This is a genomic window from Pectobacterium punjabense (assembly GCF_012427845.1).
GTDB lineage: Bacteria > Pseudomonadota > Gammaproteobacteria > Enterobacterales > Enterobacteriaceae > Pectobacterium > Pectobacterium punjabense.
The window spans coordinates 738713-753853 of sequence record NZ_CP038498.1; the positions used below are offsets into that span (position 1 = coordinate 738713).

14 protein-coding genes and 2 tRNA genes are annotated in these 15141 nt (G+C 47.9%); 14 read left to right on the forward strand and 2 right to left on the reverse strand.

What is annotated here, in order from left to right; genetic code table 11:
* Positions 1 to 26: 26 nt before the first annotated feature.
* The 4 genes from rplU (at position 27) to cgtA (ending at position 3100) form a co-directional block, all read left to right on the forward strand.
* A complete protein-coding gene (rplU, locus tag E2566_RS03325; RefSeq protein WP_010283026.1) occupies positions 27 to 338 on the forward strand; it encodes a 50S ribosomal protein L21 in 312 nt (103 codons plus the stop codon).
* A 19-nt stretch (positions 339 to 357) separates the two neighbouring features.
* Positions 358 to 615, forward strand: a complete 258-nt coding sequence (gene rpmA, locus E2566_RS03330; protein ID WP_005971498.1) for a 50S ribosomal protein L27 — start codon at positions 358 to 360, stop codon at positions 613 to 615.
* Between the two features lie 89 nt (positions 616 to 704).
* Positions 705 to 1667: a DMT family transporter gene (locus tag E2566_RS03335; protein ID WP_107170114.1), complete on the forward strand. Its 963-nt coding sequence runs from the start codon at positions 705 to 707 to the stop codon at positions 1665 to 1667.
* A gap of 260 nt (positions 1668 to 1927) precedes the next feature.
* Positions 1928 to 3100 carry an Obg family GTPase CgtA gene (gene cgtA, locus E2566_RS03340; protein ID WP_107170113.1) on the forward strand — a complete coding sequence of 391 codons (1173 nt, stop codon included), beginning with the start codon at positions 1928 to 1930 and terminating at the stop codon, positions 3098 to 3100.
* A gap of 70 nt (positions 3101 to 3170) precedes the next feature.
* Here the strand turns inward: cgtA and dacB are convergent, their stop codons facing one another.
* Positions 3171 to 4604, reverse strand: a complete 1434-nt coding sequence (gene dacB, locus E2566_RS03345; RefSeq protein WP_107170112.1) for a serine-type D-Ala-D-Ala carboxypeptidase — start codon at positions 4602 to 4604, stop codon at positions 3171 to 3173.
* A gap of 268 nt (positions 4605 to 4872) precedes the next feature.
* Here dacB and greA point away from each other — a divergent pair, with 268 nt between their 5' ends.
* A complete protein-coding gene (greA, locus tag E2566_RS03350; RefSeq protein ID WP_005971506.1) occupies positions 4873 to 5352 on the forward strand; it encodes a transcription elongation factor GreA in 480 nt (159 codons plus the stop codon).
* 128 nt (positions 5353 to 5480) lie between these two features.
* Here greA and yhbY read toward each other — a convergent pair whose 3' ends face one another.
* Positions 5481 to 5774 carry a ribosome assembly RNA-binding protein YhbY gene (gene yhbY / locus E2566_RS03355; protein WP_107170111.1) on the reverse strand — a complete coding sequence of 98 codons (294 nt, stop codon included), beginning with the start codon at positions 5772 to 5774 and terminating at the stop codon, positions 5481 to 5483.
* 143 nt (positions 5775 to 5917) lie between these two features.
* Between yhbY and rlmE the strand changes: the two genes are divergently transcribed.
* The 9 genes from rlmE (at position 5918) to nusA (ending at position 15133) form a co-directional block, all read left to right on the forward strand.
* Entirely contained in the window at positions 5918 to 6547 is a 630-nt protein-coding gene (rlmE, locus tag E2566_RS03360; RefSeq protein ID WP_107170110.1) for a 23S rRNA (uridine(2552)-2'-O)-methyltransferase RlmE, read from the forward strand.
* A gap of 56 nt (positions 6548 to 6603) precedes the next feature.
* On the forward strand, positions 6604 to 8556 hold the full coding sequence (gene ftsH / locus E2566_RS03365; RefSeq protein ID WP_107170109.1) for an ATP-dependent zinc metalloprotease FtsH: 1953 nt from the start codon (positions 6604 to 6606) through the stop codon (positions 8554 to 8556).
* Positions 8557 to 8673: 117 nt separating this feature from the next.
* On the forward strand, positions 8674 to 9507 hold the full coding sequence (gene folP, locus E2566_RS03370; RefSeq protein ID WP_107170108.1) for a dihydropteroate synthase: 834 nt from the start codon (positions 8674 to 8676) through the stop codon (positions 9505 to 9507).
* Positions 9508 to 9514: 7 nt separating this feature from the next.
* Complete coding sequence (gene glmM / locus E2566_RS03375) at positions 9515 to 10852, forward strand: phosphoglucosamine mutase (RefSeq protein WP_107170107.1); 1338 nt, start codon at positions 9515 to 9517, stop codon at positions 10850 to 10852.
* A 247-nt stretch (positions 10853 to 11099) separates the two neighbouring features.
* Positions 11100 to 11432 (forward strand): preprotein translocase subunit SecG, encoded by a 333-nt coding sequence (gene secG, locus E2566_RS03380; RefSeq protein WP_107170106.1) that lies wholly within the window; start codon positions 11100 to 11102, stop codon positions 11430 to 11432.
* Between the two features lie 24 nt (positions 11433 to 11456).
* Positions 11457 to 11543 (forward strand) — tRNA-Leu (locus tag E2566_RS03385).
* Positions 11544 to 12835: 1292 nt separating this feature from the next.
* Positions 12836 to 12912: transfer RNA gene (locus E2566_RS03390), tRNA-Met, on the forward strand.
* A gap of 217 nt (positions 12913 to 13129) precedes the next feature.
* On the forward strand, positions 13130 to 13582 hold the full coding sequence (gene rimP, locus E2566_RS03395) for a ribosome maturation factor RimP (protein ID WP_025919808.1): 453 nt from the start codon (positions 13130 to 13132) through the stop codon (positions 13580 to 13582).
* 21 nt (positions 13583 to 13603) lie between these two features.
* Entirely contained in the window at positions 13604 to 15133 is a 1530-nt protein-coding gene (gene nusA, locus E2566_RS03400) for a transcription termination factor NusA (protein ID WP_107170104.1), read from the forward strand.
* Positions 15134 to 15141 lie beyond the last annotated feature (8 nt).

Genomic DNA, 15141 nt, shown 5'->3' on the forward strand with positions numbered 1-15141 from the left:
CGGGTGCGCGGAAAGCGGAGTTTTATATGTACGCAGTTTTCCAAAGTGGTGGTAAACAACACCGAGTAAGCGAAGGACAAACCGTTCGCTTGGAAAAGCTGGACATCGCAACTGGTGAAGCCGTTGAGTTTGACCAAGTTCTGATGGTTGCTAATGGTGAAGAAATCAAAATCGGCGTTCCTTTCGTCGATGGCGGTAAAATCAAAGCTGAAGTTGTTGCTCACGGTCGTGGCGAAAAAGTGAAGATCGTTAAGTTCCGTCGCCGTAAACACTACCGTAAGCAAGCAGGCCACCGTCAGTGGTTCACTGACGTGAAAATTACCGGCATCAGCGCTTAAGATTAGGAGAGCGGATTAAATGGCACACAAGAAAGCTGGCGGTTCAACCCGTAACGGTCGTGACTCTAACGCACAACGTCTGGGCGTAAAACGTTTTGGCGGCGAAAGTGTACTGGCTGGCAACATCATCGTTCGTCAACGTGGTACCAAATTCCACGCAGGAACTAACGTTGGTTGCGGGAAAGATCATACTCTGTTTGCTTTGACTGATGGTAAAGTTCAGTTTGAAGTTAAAGGCCCAAAAAACCGTAAATTTATCAGCATCGTTGCTGAATAATTTTTCGCGTTAGGTCTTACGGATTTAAGCCCCGCAATTCTTTGCGGGGCTTTTTACATTCTGATTCTGAGTAAACCTCCTGGATAAGTATGAATACTAAACAGCAGATGGGTATCGGTCTTTGTCTGGCGCTTACCACGGCTGTTTGTTGGGGAGCGTTGCCGATAGCTATGAAACAGGTTCTGGTGGTGATGGAACCTTATACAATTGTTTGGTATCGCTTTCTTATCGCATCGATTGGACTTGGCATTATTTTGTCATCCCGTAAGAAGTTACCCCCAATGCGGGTTTTCCGTCATCGGCGTTGGTGGGTTCTGCTGCTAATTGCGACGGCGGGACTGTTAGGCAATTTTGTTTTCTTTAGCTCATCCCTACAATATCTGAGCCCGACGGCGTCTCAGGTCATTGGACAGCTTTCCCCGGTTGGAATGATGTTCGCCAGCGTACTCATCCTGAAGGAAAAGATGCGTGGCACGCAGATCATTGGCGCGATCATGCTGATCTGTGGCCTAATTCTTTTCTTTAATACCAGCCTGATTGAGATTTTTACTCGGTTAACGGACTACACGCTGGGCGTATTGTTGGGCGTTTGCGCCTCGGCAGTATGGGTATCCTATGGTGTAGCGCAGAAAGTCCTGCTACGGCGTCTGACATCGCAGCAGATTCTGTTTCTGCTATATGTTCTATGTGTTGTCTTTATTACGCCTTTTGCCAAGCCCGATGTTATTTTTCAACTTAGTGGGTGGCAACTTATCTGCCTGCTATTCTGCGGTGCGAATACATTAATTGGGTATGGCGCGCTTGCGGAGGCGATGGCTCGCTGGCAGGCGTCGCAGGTTAGCGCGGTCATTACGTTAACACCGCTGTTTACGCTGTTGTTTTCTGATCTACTGGCGTTAGGGTGGCCGACTTTTTTTGCTGCGCCCGTGCTGAATTGGGTTGGTTATGTAGGAGCCTTTGTCGTGGTTGCTGGCGCGATGTTTTCCGCTATCGGGCATCGTTTTCTTCCTGGAAAAAAGGAACCCGTGCCACCATTGATGGCGCAAAAGTAGATTAAATAAAGTGTATTGCGGTGGGTTACAGGCGTTTTTTGACATACAGCATGCGCTGTTTATTTTTAATACAGATGAAATTATTGGAGCAGGCAGGTACAATCCTGCTCCTTTGCTGGAATGCGTTCTAGTGCGTCAGTTTTTTAATGGTGGGTAGAAATATATTACCTTCCGTAAAATCAAAAAGTTACGCCAAAGAGAACCAATAACAAGCCTAAAACACGTAGATATTCTCTATTGGTTTTTTGCGGAGAGAATCAATGAAGTTTGTAGATGAGGCCACAATTCTCGTTGTGGCGGGCGATGGCGGTAACGGTTGTGTTAGCTTTCGCCGTGAAAAATATATTCCTAACGGTGGCCCGGACGGTGGTGACGGCGGTGATGGCGGTGACGTTTATCTGCTGGCAGACGAAAACCTGAACACGCTGATCGACTATCGTTTTGAAAAATCCTTCCGCGCTGAGCGGGGACAAAATGGACAAAGCCGCGACTGTACTGGTAAACGCGGTAAAGATATTACAATTAAAGTCCCTGTTGGTACCCGTGTTCTGGATCAGGGTACTGGCGAGGTGCTAGGTGATATGACACGCCATCAGCAGAATCTGATGGTGGCGAAAGGCGGCTGGCACGGTTTAGGTAACACGCGTTTTAAATCGTCCGTCAACCGTGCTCCCCGTCAGAAGACCAGCGGCACGAAAGGCGAAGAACGTGAACTGACGTTGGAGCTGCTGTTGTTAGCTGACGTGGGTATGCTGGGCTTACCTAACGCAGGTAAATCGACCTTTATCCGTGCTGTGTCAGCGGCGAAGCCGAAAGTGGCCGACTATCCGTTTACCACGCTGGTACCTAGCTTGGGTGTGGTTCGTATGGATAGCGAGCAGAGTTTTGTTGTGGCAGATATTCCTGGGTTGATCGAAGGGGCATCCGACGGCGCCGGGCTGGGGATTCGTTTCCTGAAGCACCTTGAACGTTGCCGTGTACTGCTGCATTTGGTTGATCTGGCGCCGATCGATGAATCAGATCCGGTTGAAAATGCCAAAATCATTATCAACGAGTTAGAGCAGTATGGCGCTGGTTTGGCAGAAAAGCCGCGTTGGCTGGTTTTCAATAAGGTTGACTTGATCGACAAGGCTGAAGCAGAACAACGTGCCAAAGAGATTGCGGCCGCGCTTGGTTGGGATGACAAATACTATCTGATTTCTGCGGCAAACCGTGAAGGCGTGACTCCACTTTGCTGGGATGTGATGAGCTTCCTGAAAGCCAACCCGAAAATAACGGCGATTGCCGAAAGTGCGCCGGAAAAAGTTGAGTTCATGTGGGATGACTATCACCGTGAACAACTGGCTGAAGTAGAAAAAGAAGCCGAAGAAGAGTGGGATGATGACTGGGACGATGAGGATGATGAAGGTGTTGAGATTATCTATCAAAAGTAATCCCTCCTTCTGTTAGTCAGTTCTCGTCTATCGCGGCCTTATCCTGACAGGATAAGGCCGTATTCTTATGTTAGTTGCTCTGATAAATGTCTTTGTAGAGGCGGCTTTCAAATCTCACCAGAGGGACGCGACGTGCGCGCTGGTCTTCTGGCGGAACGGCATAGCCTGACAAGAACTGAACGAATGCCATACGCTGGCCGCTCGCGGTGGTAATGAAACCAGCCAGATTGTATACGCCCTGCAAGGCTCCTGTTTTAGCCGAAACCTTGCCATCAACGCCCGCTTCATGCAGGCCGCCACGATAACGTAACGTACCGTCATAGCCGGAAAGCGGAAGCATCGTGATATAATTCAGCTCATTATCGTGCTGCGCGATGTACTGTAATACTTGCATCATCGTTTCCGGTGAAATCAGGTTGTGTCGTGACAGGCCCGAACCGTCAACAACAATACTATTTCCTAAATCTACACCTGCTTTCTGACGCAGAATCTGGCGCACAGCATCTGCACCTGCACGCCACGTTCCCGGTACACTAAAACGTTCATGCCCAATGGTGCGAAAGACCGTGTCGGCAATCATGTTGTCGGATTTTTTTAGCATGATAGTGAGAAGGTCATGCAGTGGCGCTGATTGTGTCTGGGCAAGCACGCTTCCCGCTGCACTTGGCTGTGTCTGTCGGCGTAGGCTACCTTTAATGCGGATATCTGCCTGCTGTAATTCATCTTTAACGATCGCGCCGGCATAGCTGGCCCCATCCTGAATAGCGAATGCCAGTGGAAGGGGCTCTGTACGTTGAGTCAAACAGCCTGTGAGCGTAAAGCGATTTAATTCTCCGGGAACCACATCCAGTTCGCAGTATTGCGCATCGGGAGCGCCTTTCGCCAGCGTGCGCACCTCGCTGAACATTTGCACTGGATAATAGGATGCAACGCGGATGAATGCGTTATCACCCGCTTTAGGCGCACTGTAGAGCGAAACGGAAAAACAGTTACGATCGACAATAGCAGCCCCCGGCGGGGCGCTGAAACACTGTGTCATGTCGTTCCAAGGCCAGCCTGGTGCTTTATCGTGGCTAGCAAAAACGGAGGTATCGATCAGCACATCACCTGCGATTTCCCGTATTCCTCGTTTCCTTAATTCCTGCACCATATTCCGTATCTGCTGGCGTTTCAGGGTTGGGTCACCGCCAAACCGTACGATAAGGTTGCCGTTCAGAATTCCGCTGGTGACAGAGCCATGGCTTTCCATCGAGGTGATGAATCGATAATCTGGACCCAATTGTAGTAATGCAGCTAATGCGGTTATCACCTTTTGTGTACTGGCGGGAAGCGCCATTTGTTGGCTATTGAAGGCCATGCTGGGTGTTGTTGCGCCAACTTTCTGCACCAATAACGCCAAATTGGCGCCATCTGGCAGATATTGACGATGATCCTCAACAGAAGCTGCATTGGCATGCAGAACAAAAGCGCAGGCAAGTCCGGTAACAATCGATGAAAAACGCATAATCTCAGCTAAGAACGGGGTAACGTGTGGTCATACTACGGCGCAATAAGGTCTAAAGTAAACGATGACCCTCATTGAACTCTGGGGTAAAATACGTATCAAAATGCAAAACCGCTGCTAGCCTGGAAATTTTGTTCCGGGGCTGGTTGCTTTTGTTTTATGTCCAGTGAGGACTGGCACGTTGCAGAGACTCCGTCGCCTTTGATTTTTAGCGCGTCAGGATGACGATTATTTGAGTCTTACAGACTTTTTTAGAGGTATAGACATTATGAAACAATTTCCGATGACGTTGCGCGGTGCTGAAAAATTGCGCGAAGAGCTTGATCACCTGAAATCTGTGCGCCGGCCTGAAATTATTGCGGCGATTGCTGAAGCGCGTGAGCATGGCGATCTGAAAGAAAATGCAGAATATCATGCTGCACGTGAGCAACAGGGCTTTTGTGAAGGGCGTATTCAAGATATTGAAGCCAAACTGTCTAACGCACAGGTTATCGATGTCACGAAAATGGCCGCAAACAACGGGCGTGTTATTTTTGGTGCAACCGTGACGGTGATGAATCTGGATAACGATGAAGAGCAAACCTACCGGATTGTTGGCGATGACGAAGCGGATTTTAAGCAAAATCTGATTTCTGTTAACTCTCCCATCGCGCGTGGTCTGATCGGCAAAGAACAAGATGACGTTGTGGTCATTCGTACGCCGGGCGGCGATGTGGAATACGAAGTTCTGAAGGTCGAATATTTATAAATTTTGCCATATTGTTGATTAAAACAGCAAAAATTGTAAAGAAAAGAAAAAGGCCGCTTGCGGCCTTTTCTCTAACCGAGAGGCATGGCACCTTTCCGTTAAAACCGAGTATCCTGAAATAAAAAGTGTTATCGTGGTAACACAATTTTACGTTCTTTCGCAGGACGGTAGAGTACCAGCGTATGGCCAATAACTTGAACGTTAGCGGCGCCTGTTTCGCGAACAATCGCTTCAACAATCAAGGCCTTGGTTTCGCGATCTTCTGTCGCTACTTTTATCTTGATCAGTTCGTGATGCGATAATGCTTGTTCGATCTCAGCCAGAACACCTTCGGTGAGACCGTTATTGCCTAGCATGACAACCGGTTTTAACGGATGGGCCAAGCCTTTCAGGTGTTGTTTTTGTTTATTACTTAGGTTCATTGTCTTTTTTACTTAGGTTGGGATTGAAAACGGGTCATTCTACCGCCATCTCATGATTATAACCAATTTGACTGTTCTGATTGGTAATATGTGAGAAGTTTCTCCCCACCACGAGCGTGTTACTGAGAATAGTTGGAAAATCGATGGCGAATAAAAAGCGTTCTGCAAGTTCCAGTCGCTGGTTGCAGGAACACTTTAGCGATAAATATGTGCAGCAGGCTCAGAAAAAAGGGCTGCGCTCACGTGCTTGGTTTAAACTTGACGAAATACAGCAGGGCGACAAACTGTTTAAACCTGGCATGACGGTTGTAGATTTAGGCGCTGCACCGGGAGGCTGGTCGCAATATGTGGTCACGCAAATTGGTGGAAATGGTCGAATCATCGCGTGTGATATTTTACCGATGGACCCGATTGTTGGCGTCGATTTCCTGCAAGGGGACTTTCGTGATGAACAGGTCCTCAAAGCTTTGCTCGAAAGAGTTGGCGATAGCAAAGTTCAGGTGGTGATGTCTGACATGGCCCCTAACATGAGTGGTACACCAGCCGTTGATATTCCGAAGTCGATGTATCTGGTTGAATTAGCTCTTGGTATGTGTCGAGATGTATTAGCCCCAGGCGGAAGTTTCCTGGTGAAAGTGTTTCAGGGAGAAGGCTTTGATGAATACCTGCGGGAAATTCGCTCCCTGTTTACGAAGGTGAAAATTCGTAAACCAGACGCCTCACGTGCCCGGTCTCGTGAAGTGTATATTGTAGCGACAGGGCGCAAACTGTAGTACCCTAACGCTGTTTTTTAACACAGTTGTAATATGAGGTTAATCCCTTGAGTGACATGGCGAAAAACCTAATTCTCTGGTTAGTCATCGCAGTTGTGCTGATGTCTGTTTTCCAGAGCTTTGGGCCCAGCGAGTCGAATGGCCGTAGGGTGGATTATTCAACCTTCTTGACTGAAGTGAATCAGGATCAGGTCCGTGAAGCACGTATTAATGGGCGTGAGATCAGTGTTATCAAAAAAGACAGCAACAGATACACGACCTACATTCCTGTCAATGACCCCAAGCTACTGGATAACCTGCTAACGAAGAATGTGAAAGTCGTTGGTGAGCCACCGGAAGAACAGAGCCTGTTGGCATCTATTTTTATTTCCTGGTTCCCGATGCTGTTACTGATTGGCGTTTGGATCTTCTTCATGCGTCAAATGCAAGGCGGCGGTGGTAAAGGTGCCATGTCCTTCGGCAAGAGCAAAGCACGTATGTTGACTGAAGATCAGATCAAGACGACGTTTGCTGATGTAGCCGGTTGCGACGAAGCGAAGGAAGAGGTTAGCGAGCTGGTCGACTACCTGCGCGAACCTAGCCGTTTCCAGAAATTGGGCGGTAAAATTCCGAAGGGTATTCTGATGGTCGGCCCGCCGGGAACGGGTAAAACGCTGCTAGCGAAAGCGATTGCTGGCGAAGCGAAAGTACCTTTCTTTACGATTTCTGGTTCTGACTTCGTTGAAATGTTTGTGGGTGTCGGGGCATCTCGTGTTCGTGACATGTTCGAACAAGCCAAGAAAGCAGCACCTTGTATCATTTTTATCGATGAAATTGATGCCGTTGGTCGCCAGCGTGGTGCTGGTTTGGGCGGTGGCCACGATGAACGTGAGCAGACGCTGAACCAAATGCTGGTTGAGATGGATGGCTTTGAAGGCAACGAAGGCATTATTGTCATCGCCGCGACGAACCGTCCCGATGTTCTTGACCCTGCCTTGCTGCGCCCAGGTCGTTTTGATCGCCAGGTTGTGGTTGGGTTGCCAGACGTTCGCGGTCGTGAACAGATTCTGAAAGTTCATATGCGTCGCGTACCGCTGTCTCCAGATATCGATGCGTCTGTTATCGCGCGTGGAACACCAGGTTTCTCTGGTGCGGATTTGGCTAACCTGGTTAACGAAGCCGCATTGTTCTCCGCTCGTGGCAACAAACGTGTTGTTTCGATGGTCGAGTTCGAGAAAGCGAAAGACAAAATCATGATGGGCGCAGAGCGTCGTTCCATGGTAATGACTGAAAAGCAGAAAGAGTCGACGGCGTACCATGAAGCTGGGCATGCAATTATTGGTCGTCTGGTACCAGAGCACGATCCGGTACACAAGGTGACGATCATTCCACGTGGTCGTGCACTGGGTGTGACGTTCTTCCTGCCTGAAGGTGATGCGATTAGCGCCAGCCGTCAGAAGCTCGAAAGCCAGATCTCTACGCTGTACGGTGGTCGATTGGCTGAAGAAATTATTTACGGCGTGGAACATGTTTCGACCGGTGCGTCCAATGACATTAAAGTTGCGACGTCAATTGCTCGTAACATGGTGACGCAGTGGGGCTTCTCTGAAAAACTCGGTCCATTGCTCTATGCGGAAGAAGAGGGTGAAGTATTCCTCGGTCGTTCCGTCGCAAAAGCCAAGCATATGTCAGATGAAACGGCGCGTATCATCGATCAGGAAGTCAAATCTCTGGTTGAGCGTAACTATGTGCGTGCTCGTGAACTGCTGATGGCAAATATGGATATCCTTCACTCAATGAAAGATGCGTTGATGAAGTATGAAACCATTGATGCGCCGCAGATCGACGATCTGATGGGACGTAAGAAAGACGTACGCCCGCCAGCAGGTTGGGAGGCTTCTCGCTCCGATAACGATTCAGGCAATGGTGGCGGCACACCGAAAGCCCCTACGCCAGTGGATGAGCCGCAGACTCCTAATTCAGGCAGCAATCCTGGTAATACGATGTCTGAGCAAGCGGACGACAAATAATTTGCCCGTGATAGACATCTGTAACGTTACGAAACCCCAGCCTATGCTGGGGTTTTTTACTGGGAATGCTCTTGAATCACATTACACGCTAACTACACCAGAATGCGGAGGTAAATCATGCAACTGGTTGCCAGAGACTCAACGCTGGATCTTTCCTGCCCACACATCATGGGCATTCTTAACGTCACGCCAGATTCTTTTTCCGATGGTGGCAAACACAATAAGCTTGATGCGGCGTTACTGCACGTTCAGGAGATGGTTACCGCTGGCGCGACCCTGATCGATATTGGCGGTGAATCAACGCGCCCTGGGGCGGATGAGGTCAGCACAGAAGAAGAGCTGGAACGTGTGGTGCCCGTGGTTGAAGCCATTGCTAGACGTTTTGACGTATGGATCTCGGTCGATACTTCAAAACCCGAGGTGATGACGGCGTCGGCACTGGCAGGCGCGCATCTGATTAATGATATTCGTGCTTTGCAAGAGCCCGGTGCTCTGGAAGCAGCAGCAGCAACAGGTTTGCCAGTGTGCCTGATGCACATGCAGGGTATGCCGAGAACCATGCAGCACAAACCGCATTATGATGACTTACTACAGGATATCGGAAATTTTTTTCAACAGCAGATTGAACGCTGCGTGAATGCCAACATTCCGAAAAGTAAGCTATTACTGGACCCTGGGTTTGGATTCGGTAAGAATCTTGCTCATAATTACGCGCTCCTGGCTCGTTTGAGCGAGTTACACCGCTTTGAGCTGCCTCTGCTAGTTGGCATGTCGAGGAAATCCATGATTGGACAACTCCTTAATGTGCCGCCAGCACAGCGTGTTCATGGTAGCGTCGCCTGCGCAGTCATTGCGGCGATGCAAGGAGCACAGATTATTCGCGTCCACGATGTTAAAGAAACGGCTGATGCCATGCGCATTGTTGAAGCCACCCTTTCTGCGAAGGAATAAAAACAAGATGAGTAACCGCAAATATTTTGGTACCGATGGTATACGTGGCAAGGTCGGCGATACGCCTATTACACCTGACTTTGTACTTAAATTGGGCTGGGCTGCTGGGAAAGTACTCGCGCGGCATGGTTCGCGTAAAATTATTATCGGCAAAGATACTCGTATCTCTGGCTATATGCTCGAATCCGCACTAGAAGCTGGACTCGCAGCCGCGGGGCTGTCCGCTTCTTTTACTGGCCCGATGCCGACGCCTGCGGTTGCTTATCTCACCCGCACATTCCGTGCAGAAGCGGGTATCGTTATTTCTGCTTCTCACAACCCGTATTATGACAACGGCATTAAATTCTTCTCAATTGACGGCACCAAGCTGCCAGATGACGTAGAAGAAGCGATAGAAGCTGAACTGGAAAAACCACTGACGTGTGTTGAATCCGCAGAGTTAGGCAAAGCCAGCAGGATTGTTGACGCTGCTGGGCGTTACATCGAGTTTTGTAAGGGGACGTTCCCGAGCGAACTGAGTCTCAATGGTTTAAAAATTGTCGTCGATTGCGCCAATGGCGCTACCTATCATATCGCCCCCAGCGTATTGCGTGAGCTTGGTGCTAAAGTCATCGCGATTGGCTGTGAGCCGGATGGGATGAATATCAATGAAGAGTGTGGCGCAACGGACGTGAGGCAGCTACAGGCACGTGTACTGGCTGAAAAAGCGGATGTTGGGCTGGCCTTTGACGGCGATGGCGATCGGCTCATCATGGTCGATCATTTGGGCAACAAGGTCGATGGCGATCAAATCCTGTATATCATCGCTCGTGAAGGCCTGCGTCAAGGGCAACTACGTGGCGGTGCGGTAGGCACCCTGATGAGTAATATGGGGCTTGAGGTTGCGTTAAAGCAACTGGGTATCCCGTTTGCTCGTGCCAAGGTGGGTGACCGCTATGTGTTAGAAATGATGCAGGCAAAAGGATGGCGTATCGGTGCGGAAAATTCCGGTCATGTAATCCTATTAGATAAAACCACGACGGGAGACGGAGTGATCGCTGGTTTGCAAGTACTTACCGCGATAGTGAAAAATCATATGAGCCTGCATGACCTATGCAGTGGCATGAAGCTGTTTCCACAGATCTTGGTTAATGTACGGTTTACTGGCGAAAATGATCCGCTGGAAGATAGCAATGTGCAGCAGATTACGCAGGATGTAGAAAAAGAATTGGCCGGACGCGGACGAGTACTGTTGCGTAAATCTGGTACTGAGCCACTGATTCGCGTCATGGTTGAGGGTGAACACGAAGAGACGGTAATTGCGCTGGCTAATCGTATTGCTGATGCGGTGAAAGCCGTCAGCTGAGGTTTTTTTGATTCACCAATCAGGTAGATAAGGCTTTCGATATGTGCTTTGTGTCGAAAGCCGCTGTTTTTTTCTGCAATCAAGCTGTAGTAGCTAAATTACCCTTGCGTAGGTTACATCCTTTGGTTAGTATTCAGACCCGCTTCATAAGGGATGTCCTACACCCTGTTTAGCGGAATGACACGCGGTTTGCCGCCAGAATATAGCATCTCCATGAATCATGGGGGAAAGGTTAACGGGTACGACTATGTACGAAGCTCTATTAGTGATTTTCCTGTTAGTATCGATCGGGCTTGTTGTCTTGATCATGCTTCAACAGGGTAAAGGTGCTGATATGGGGGCCTCGTTCGGAGCAGGTGCTTCTGCCACTTTGTTCGGTTCGAGCGGCTCCGGTAATTTCATGACCCGCATGACTGCGATACTGGCGACCCTGTTCTTCATTATCAGTCTCATTCTGGGCAACTTAAGTTCGCTGCAGAAAAGAGGTGGTGCATGGGATAACCTAAGCCAGCCAGAAAAAGTGGAACAGACAACAACGCCTGTTGCACCTTCAACGCCGGCGAGTGACATTCCGAAGTAAGTGTTTTGAAGCAGTAATTGTGATGCCGTGGTGGTGGAATTGGTAGACACGCTACCTTGAGGTGGTAGTGCCCGATTGGGCTTACGGGTTCAAGTCCCGTCCTCGGTACCAACATAAAAAATAGACGCTAACAGCGTCTATTTTTTTGTCTTTAATTTCTCGCATTAACCTTACAGATGCGCCATTGACCTGCTAAGGGTTACCGTCTAGTAAGTCGATAAAGGCTTGAGGCGCGTTTCCTATCCCTCCCCAATAATATAACTCCACTGTCTTATATCTTATTTTCTCCGTGTTATAGAGGGCTGGTAGTCGGTTAAAGATTCAATGGGTTGGATTTATCTATGCTTGTAGTTTTTTAGGGAACCAGTGTGGCTACGCCCATCATTCCTGTGTCGGTTGGGCTTGGTCTATTGTCTATTAGGTGAGGCGTTCTTGGCGTGATCTTTTAGTGAAATGGGACTTCTTGCTACTCTGTGATGCTATTGAGGCTCTATTCTCTGTTACTTTGGGTGTGTTTTTCCTCGGGGAATAATTTTTACCGTGAAGGGTTACAAGATGAGTAGGTTCGTTAGATTACCACCCTATTTATCATGCGATAAATATAAAAACGCGCAGGAAATACCTTTTTTAGTATTTAATAGTTGGGTGAGAGTGAGTTTGTGAGCTTTTTTTATATAATGTTATATGCTGGATTTCATGGTTTTAAAAATATACCTTGTTAAGGTTTAACTTATTTTTTTAATTTATATCATCCACTATTTATCTTAAATAATTATTTCTGCATGTATGCTTTATCCTTTTTATGTCTAAAAATAAAAATTCCCTGTCGTGATTTTGTTGTAAGTAAATGAAATTGTTGATTAATTTTTTATTGTTATCTCTGGAAATAAAGGGAAGAGATGGATGTGTTGTTGTGGATAAATCTATTTTTATTCTTGGCTAATTTTTTGAAGCTAATGATTATATGAGGTATCAATATTTTTTTGTATGAAAGGAGTATTACATAGCATTTTGTCTTGAAAGCGTAATTTAGCATTTTTTTCTAAAAAAATTTGAAGCATAGTTTTTCTTGAAAATCAGTATGAGCGATATTGATGTTAGGGTGATTGTTGTAGCGGATTTTATTGTTAGAGGAAGAATGAAGGTAAATTTCGGTTAGTTATTATTTTATTTAAACATATGGGGGCAAAGTGCCATATCTTTCCCTCTTTGGCCTCTTAGTCTTCCTCGACGGACAGAACAGGAGTTCTTTAGCGTCCCTGGTTTTGCGGTTGATGCCTCCAGCCAAGCTGGTTGTTATTGACAAATGGACCTATTCTGCGTATAAAAATCGCCTTCGAACCAATCCTATGGATGACTTGCATTTATGCGGTTGTCAGCGTAGTATTTGCCACGTTTTCGGACGCGGGGTGGAGCAGCTTGGTAGCTCGTCGGGCTCATAACCCGAAGGTCGTCGGTTCAAATCCGGCCCCCGCAACCACTTACTTCCAGTAAAGTGTTTTTTCAAATACGTTCTTCACTCAATTTCTATCTCTTTTTGCAGTGATTTTTGAAAAAATCCTTCACCGAAAGTTATGCCGTGCTGGTTCGCGGTATTAGGGTCCAGTTGCATAAAGCCCCGATTTTTCGGGGTTTTTTGTTATTTGGCAACAAACAACTGGGCTATTAGGCCCTTTTTTTATGTCTTGGGGGTGGACTTGTCCACATTAGAGCAAAAATTAACAGAGATGATTTCAGCGCCCGTGGCCGCATTAGGCTACGAATTAGTTGGAATTGAGTTCATCCGTAGTCGCCAATCGACGCTGCGTATCTATATTGATAGTGAAGATGGGATCACTGTTGATGATTGTGCTGATGTCAGCCACCAGGTCAGTGCGGTATTGGATGTAGAAGACCCAATCACTGTTGCTTATAACCTGGAGGTTTCGTCTCCAGGGCTCGAACGTCCCTTATTCACAGCAGAACACTATCTGCATTTCATCGGTGAAGAGGTGACAGTGGTGCTGCGTATGGCAGTCCAGAATCGCCGTAAATGGTTGGGTGTGATCAACGCTGTTGACGGCGAAATGATCACCATAACAGTGGAAGGCAAAGATGAAGTATTCGCGCTGAGCAACATTCAGAAAGCGAATCTTGTACCCCACTTTTAAAGTTTGGATGAGGCAACTAGGATGAACAAAGAGATTCTGGCTGTTGTTGAAGCAGTTTCCAATGAGAAAGCCCTTCCGCGCGAGAAGATTTTTGAAGCGTTGGAAACCGCACTGGCGACAGCGACCAAGAAAAAATACGAACAGGAAATTGATGTTCGCGTCAGTATCGATCGCAAAACGGGCGATTTTGATACTTTCCGTCGTTGGTTAGTCGTGAATGAAGTCACTCAGCCAACTCGCGAAATTACGCTTGATGCTGCGCAGTTTGAAGATCCTTCTCTCGATGTTGGTGGCTACGTTGAAGATCAAATCGAATCCGTAACCTTTGACCGCATTACCACGCAAACGGCAAAACAAGTTATCGTACAGAAAGTTCGTGAAGCTGAACGTGCGATGGTTGTTGATCAGTTCCGTGAACAAGAAGGCGAGATTATCACCGGTGTCGTGAAGAAGGTGAACCGTGATAATATTTCGCTTGAAGTCAGACCAATGGATGGCTCTAACACGAGTGCGGAAGCAGTCATTGGCCGTGAAGACATGCTGCCTCGCGAAAATTTCCGCCCTGGTGACCGTATTCGTGGCGTGCTGTACTCTGTTCGTCCTGAAGCTCGCGGTGCTCAACTGTTTGTCAGCCGTTCCCGTCCGGAAATGCTGGTTGAACTCTTCCGCATTGAAGTGCCAGAAATCGGTGAAGAAGTTATCGAGATTAAGGCTGCGGCTCGCGATCCGGGTTCACGTGCGAAAATTGCAGTGAAGACGAATGACAAACGCATCGATCCCGTTGGGGCTTGTGTCGGTATGCGTGGTGCACGTGTGCAGGCTGTTTCCAGTGAACTGGGCGGCGAGCGTATTGATATCATTCTGTGGGATGATAATCCTGCACAGTTTGTGATCAATGCTATGGCTCCTGCTGATGTGGTATCGATCGTCGTTGATGAAGATACCTGCACGATGGATATCGCCGTTGAGTCAAGCAATCTGGCTCAGGCGATTGGTCGCAACGGGCAGAACGTCCGTCTGGCTTCCCAATTGTTGAAACAGCATCGTTCAGACGATCGTTGGGAACTGAACGTGATGACAGTGGAAGATCTTCAAGCCAAGCATCAGGCTGAAGCACATGCTGCAATCGACGTCTTTACCAAGCATCTTGATATTGATGAAGAATTTGCCACTGTGCTGGTTGAAGAAGGTTTCTCTTCACTTGAAGAACTGGCCTACGTGCCAATCAAGGAACTATTGGCCATCGAAGGCCTTGATGAAGAAACCGTTGAAGCATTGCGTGAGCGTGCTAAAGCCGCATTAACAACGCTGGCACTGGCGCATGAAGAAAGCCTTGGTGACGGTCAACCTGCTGAAGACTTGCTTAGCTTGCCTGGGCTGTCGCGTGAGTTGGCGTTCAAACTTGCTGCGATCGGTGTTTGTACGCTGGAAGATCTTGCTGAACAGGGCGTCGACGACCTGACGGATATTGAAGAGCTCAATGATGAGCAAGCGGGCGAATTGATTATGGCCGCGCGTAATATCTGTTGGTTTGGCGACGACAACGAATAACGAACTGT

Coding starts and splice junctions, on each gene's coding strand:
- glmM (WP_107170107.1), top strand. CDS start 9,515: ATGAGTAACCGCAAATATTTTGGTACCGATGGTATACGTGGCAAGGTC.
- secG (WP_107170106.1), top strand. CDS start 11,100: ATGTACGAAGCTCTATTAGTGATTTTCCTGTTAGTATCGATCGGGCTT.
- yhbY (WP_107170111.1), bottom strand. CDS start 5,774: ATGAACCTAAGTAATAAACAAAAACAACACCTGAAAGGCTTGGCCCAT.
- ftsH (WP_107170109.1), top strand. CDS start 6,604: ATGGCGAAAAACCTAATTCTCTGGTTAGTCATCGCAGTTGTGCTGATG.
- dacB (WP_107170112.1), bottom strand. CDS start 4,604: ATGCGTTTTTCATCGATTGTTACCGGACTTGCCTGCGCTTTTGTTCTG.
- nusA (WP_107170104.1), top strand. CDS start 13,604: ATGAACAAAGAGATTCTGGCTGTTGTTGAAGCAGTTTCCAATGAGAAA.
- rlmE (WP_107170110.1), top strand. CDS start 5,918: ATGGCGAATAAAAAGCGTTCTGCAAGTTCCAGTCGCTGGTTGCAGGAA.
- greA (WP_005971506.1), top strand. CDS start 4,873: ATGAAACAATTTCCGATGACGTTGCGCGGTGCTGAAAAATTGCGCGAA.
- folP (WP_107170108.1), top strand. CDS start 8,674: ATGCAACTGGTTGCCAGAGACTCAACGCTGGATCTTTCCTGCCCACAC.
- E2566_RS03335 (WP_107170114.1), top strand. CDS start 705: ATGAATACTAAACAGCAGATGGGTATCGGTCTTTGTCTGGCGCTTACC.
- rplU (WP_010283026.1), top strand. CDS start 27: ATGTACGCAGTTTTCCAAAGTGGTGGTAAACAACACCGAGTAAGCGAA.
- rpmA (WP_005971498.1), top strand. CDS start 358: ATGGCACACAAGAAAGCTGGCGGTTCAACCCGTAACGGTCGTGACTCT.
- cgtA (WP_107170113.1), top strand. CDS start 1,928: ATGAAGTTTGTAGATGAGGCCACAATTCTCGTTGTGGCGGGCGATGGC.